This window comes from Teichococcus aestuarii (genome assembly GCF_042651065.1).
Classification (GTDB): Bacteria; Pseudomonadota; Alphaproteobacteria; order Acetobacterales; family Acetobacteraceae; genus Pseudoroseomonas; species Pseudoroseomonas aestuarii.
Window position 1 is genome coordinate 1 of sequence record NZ_JBHSCH010000125.1, and the last position, 3,960, is coordinate 3,960.

Below are 3,960 nucleotides of genomic sequence, written 5' to 3' on the forward strand. Positions count from 1 at the left end.
TATGGCGCCGCGCCGGCCCCGCGCCGTGCCGCGAGCACGCCCGCTGCGCCGGGCGCCACGGCCAGCCAGGATTGGGAGCGCACCCTCTCCGAACGCGAGCGCGAGCTGGAGACGTTGCGCCGCCGCCTGGAGGAGGACCGCCGGCGCTACGAGGCGCAGCGCGCCGCAACGCCCGCCTACAGCCGGGGCCCCGCCCAGCCGCAGGCCCAGCCTGCCGCTCCCATGCCGCAGCAGCCTTCCCTCACCGGCGCGGGCGCCGGCGTGCCCACGCCCGGCCCTGTGCCCACCCCGGGCCCGCGGCCACAATAGCCCCCGCGCACCGGGAGAGGCTTGGCCCCTCCCGGCCGGGGCGGCGCCTCAGCCGATGCCGGCGCCGAGCGCGAAGCTGGCCTCGGTCTTCTCCCGCACCTCGTCGAGCGTGACGCCGGGCGCCAGCTCGGTCAGCGTCATGCCGCCCTTCTGCCGGTCGATGGCGAAGACGGCGAGCTCGGTGATCACCATGTCCACCACCGCCTTGCCGGTCAGCGGCAGGGCGCATTCGCGCAGCAGCTTGGGCTTGCCGCCGGCGGTGTGCTCCATCAGCACCACCACCTTCTTCACGCCGGCCACCAGGTCCATGGCGCCGCCCATCCCCTTCACCATCTTGCCGGGGATCATCCAGTTGGCGAGGTCGCCATTCTCCGCCACCTGCAGCGCGCCCAGGATGGACAGGTCGATATGCCCGCCGCGGATCATGGCGAAGCTGTCGGCCGAGGAGAAGAAGCTGGTGGTGGGCAGCACCGTCACGGTCTGCTTGCCGGCGTTGATCAGGTCCGGGTCCTCGTCCCCCTCATAGGGGAAGGGGCCCATGCCCAGCATGCCGTTCTCCGACTGCAGCTGCACGCTCATCCCGTCGGGGATGTGGTTGGCCACCAGCGTCGGGATGCCGATGCCGAGATTGACGTAGAAGCCGTCCTGCAGTTCGCGGGCGGCGCGGGCGGCCATTTCGTCGCGGGTCCAGGGCATGGTCGTTCTCCTCTCCCTCAGGCGACGTTGCTGGTGGCGGGGTTCAGGTCGGTCACCCGCTTGCGCACGGTGCGCTGCTCGATGCGCTTCTCGTAGCCCTCGGGCAGCTTGACGATGCGCTTCACATAGATGCCGGGGGTGTGGATGTGGTCGGGGTCGAGCTCGCCCGGCTGCACCAGGTGCTCCACCTGCACCACCGTCAGCGTCGCGGCGGTGGCCATCATCGGGTTGAAGTTGCGCGCCGTCTTGCGGAAGACGAGGTTGCCCTCGGTGTCCGCCTTCCAGGCGTGGATGATGGCGAGGTCGGCGAACAGGCCGCGCTCCATCACATAGGTCTCGCCGTCGAACTCCCGCGTCTCCTTGCCCTCGGCCACGGCGGTGCCGACGCCGGTCTTGGTGAAGAAGGCGGGGATGCCGGCGCCGCCGGCGCGGATGCGCTCGGCCAGCGTGCCCTGCGGGTTGAACTCGATCTCCAGCTCGCCGGCCAGGAACTGCTCGGCGAAGGTCTTGTTCTCGCCCACATAGGAGGAGATCATCTTCCGGATCTGCCGCGTCTTCAGCAGCAGGCCGAGGCCGGCATCGTCGATGCCGGCATTGTTCGAGACGACGGTGAGGTCCTTCACGCCGGAATCGCGGATCGCCTCGATCAACGCCCCCGGAATGCCGCACAGACCGAAGCCGCCGGAATGGATCAGCATGCCGTCGCGCAGCACGCCGTCGAGCGCGGCGCGCGCATCGGGGTAGACTTTCCGCATTTGACGCTCCCCAGTTTCGGATGCGGGGGAGGCTACCGGCCATGACGCGGCTGCGAAAGGGGCGCGCGGTGGCGTGCCGCACGTGCACGGAGGGGCGGCGCGGATGCGGCGAAAAAATCCCGCCTCCCCCGCTTGCGTGGCCCAGGCGCGCTCGTTATACCCCCGCCACTTCCCTGAGGGGCCATAGCTCAGTTGGGAGAGCGCTTGAATGGCATTCAAGAGGTCGTCGGTTCGATTCCGATTGGCTCCACCAGTTCCACAGGCCGCCCGGCAACGGGCGGCCTGTTGCATTTCCGGCCTCTGAGCCGCCCTTCAAGAGCCCGCTGCAAGGCCGCTTGCACGGCGCCCGCACCGCCGCTATATCGCCGCCTCGCTTCCTGTGGGGCCATAGCTCAGTTGGGAGAGCGCTTGAATGGCATTCAAGAGGTCGTCGGTTCGATTCCGATTGGCTCCACCAGTTCCGAACGGGCCGCTCAGCCACTGAGCGGCCCGTTTCGTTTGCGGCCTTCCGGCTTCCCGCGCCCGGCGGCGCCGCGCTAGCTTCGGCGCAACCATCACGCCGGAGGAAGCCCCCATGCCGCTCGCGCCGCGCCGCGCCCTGCTCGCCGCCCCCGCCCTGCTGCTGCCCGCCCTGCGGCCCGGCGCCGCGCGGTCCCAGCCCGCCTGGCCCAGCCGGCCCATCCGCCTCATCGTCCCCTTCGCCGCCGGCGGCGCGGCGGACAGCGCGGCGCGCACCATCGCCCCCCGCATGGGCGAGCGCCTGGGCCAGACCATCGTGGTGGAGAACCGCACCGGCGCGGGCGGCAGCGTCGGCGGCGGCGTGGTGGCGCAGGCGGCGCCCGACGGGCACATGCTGCTGTGGGACGCCTCCTCCCACCTCGTGAACCCCGCGCTGCTGAAGGGCCTGCCCTTCGACTACGCCACCGCCTTCACCCCCGTCTCGCTGGTCACCACCTTCCCGCAGGTGCTGGCGGTGCGCGCGGACAGCCCGGCGCAGGACTTGGCGGGCTTCATCGCCCTGGCGAAGTCGCGCCCCGGCCAGCTCAACATTGGCACCCAGGGCAATGCCACGGCGGGGCACCTGGCGGTGGTGCAGCTCGGCCGGCTGGCCGGCATCGAGGTGCAGCACGTGCCTTATCGCGGCGGCGCCGACGCGGCGCGCGACATCGCCGGCGGCAATCTGGACGCGGTGTTCATCACCGCCCTCTCGGCCGCGCCGGTGGTGGCCTCCGGCCGGGCGCGCTTCCTGGCCGTGGCGGCGGAGCGGCGCGTCTCGGTGCAGCCGGAGGTGCCCACCTTCGCCGAGGCCGGGCTGCCCGGCCTCACCCTCTCCGAATGGGCGGCGCTGTTCGGCCCCGCCGGGCTGCCGGAGGCCATCGCCACCCGTCTGCACGCCGTGCTGGCCGAATCGCTGGCCGAGCCGGAGGTGCAGGCGCGCCTCGCCCAGCTCGCCGCCGTGCCGGTGGGCAGCAGCCCGGCCGACTTCGCCCGCTTCGTGCGCGAGGGGCGGCAGAGCATGGCGACGCTGGTGCGGGAGGCGAACATCCGCGTGGAGTGAGCCTCCCCGGCCATGGCGGGGCGGCTACACCACCACCCCGCCATCGACATGCAGCACCTGCCCGGTGATGTAGCCGGCCCGCTCCGAGGCGAGAAAGGCGATCGCCTCCGCCACGTCCTGCGGCTGGCCCAGGCGGCGCAGCGGGATGCGGGCGACCACCGCCTCCCACGCCTTCGCGTCCAGCGCCGCATGCGCGCCGGAATCCTTCTGCGTGTAGCCCGGCGCCACGGCGTTGACGGTGACCGCCGGCGCCCATTCCAGCGCCAGCGCCTTCACCAGCGCCTCCACCCCCGCCTTGGCCGTGGCGGAGGCGGGGAACACCGCGCTGTCGGTGCGGAAATTGTGCGCCACGAAGGAGGAGACGGCGACCAGCCGCGGCGCCCGCCCCGCCGCCAGCAGCGGCCCCGCGGCGCGCGCCAGGCGGAACAGCGCCGTCAGGATGGTGTCCTGGCTGCGGGCGAAGGCCTCGTCGGTGAGCTGCGCCACCGGCGTGCGGTCGGCGAAGCCGGCGTTGGAGACCAGCACGTCCAGCCCGCCCAGGGCGGCGGCGGCCTCGGCCACCAGCCGCGCGGGCGCGTCCGGCGCGGCCAGGTCAGCCAGCAGCCCGGCGGCCTCGGCGCCGCGCGCGCGGGCCTCGTCCAG

The 3,960-nt window shown here is 72.8% G+C and carries 5 protein-coding genes and 2 tRNA genes; 4 read left to right on the forward strand and 3 right to left on the reverse strand.

The annotated features are described in order from the left end of the window. On the forward strand, positions 1–309 hold a 309-nt coding region (locus ACFOY6_RS23655; RefSeq protein ID WP_379652418.1), incomplete at its 5' end, for a hypothetical protein. A 48-nt stretch (positions 310–357) separates the two neighbouring features. Here the strand turns inward: ACFOY6_RS23655 and ACFOY6_RS23660 are convergent. Further along, positions 358–1,005 carry a CoA transferase subunit B gene (locus tag ACFOY6_RS23660; RefSeq protein ID WP_109515840.1) on the reverse strand — a complete coding sequence of 216 codons (648 nt, stop codon included), beginning with the start codon at positions 1,003–1,005 and terminating at the stop codon, positions 358–360. Between the two features lie 17 nt (positions 1,006–1,022). After that, complete coding sequence (locus ACFOY6_RS23665; RefSeq protein WP_379631739.1) at positions 1,023–1,760, reverse strand: CoA transferase subunit A; 738 nt, start codon at positions 1,758–1,760, stop codon at positions 1,023–1,025. A 177-nt stretch (positions 1,761–1,937) separates the two neighbouring features. On the opposite strand from ACFOY6_RS23665, the gene ACFOY6_RS23670 reads away from it, so the two are divergent. The 3 genes from ACFOY6_RS23670 (at position 1,938) to ACFOY6_RS23680 (ending at position 3,318) form a co-directional block, all read left to right on the forward strand. Continuing rightward, a tRNA-Ala gene (locus tag ACFOY6_RS23670) sits at positions 1,938–2,013 on the forward strand. Between the two features lie 128 nt (positions 2,014–2,141). Further along, a tRNA-Ala gene (locus ACFOY6_RS23675) sits at positions 2,142–2,217 on the forward strand. A 117-nt stretch (positions 2,218–2,334) separates the two neighbouring features. Next, the gene (locus ACFOY6_RS23680) at positions 2,335–3,318 is read left to right on the forward strand and encodes a Bug family tripartite tricarboxylate transporter substrate binding protein (RefSeq protein ID WP_379652419.1); all 984 of its coding nucleotides are present in this window, start codon (positions 2,335–2,337) and stop codon (positions 3,316–3,318) included. 24 nt (positions 3,319–3,342) lie between these two features. Here the strand turns inward: ACFOY6_RS23680 and ACFOY6_RS23685 are convergent. Next, positions 3,343–3,960 (reverse strand): SDR family NAD(P)-dependent oxidoreductase (locus ACFOY6_RS23685; protein WP_379652420.1); only part of this gene is annotated, 618 nt, incomplete at its 5' end.

Excerpts from the sequence above, each read along its gene's own strand:
- ACFOY6_RS23665 (WP_379631739.1), bottom strand. The coding sequence starts at position 1,760 with ATGCGGAAAGTCTACCCCGATGCGCGCGCCGCGCTCGACGGCGTGCTG.
- ACFOY6_RS23680 (WP_379652419.1), top strand. The coding sequence starts at position 2,335 with ATGCCGCTCGCGCCGCGCCGCGCCCTGCTCGCCGCCCCCGCCCTGCTG.
- ACFOY6_RS23660 (WP_109515840.1), bottom strand. The coding sequence starts at position 1,005 with ATGCCCTGGACCCGCGACGAAATGGCCGCCCGCGCCGCCCGCGAACTG.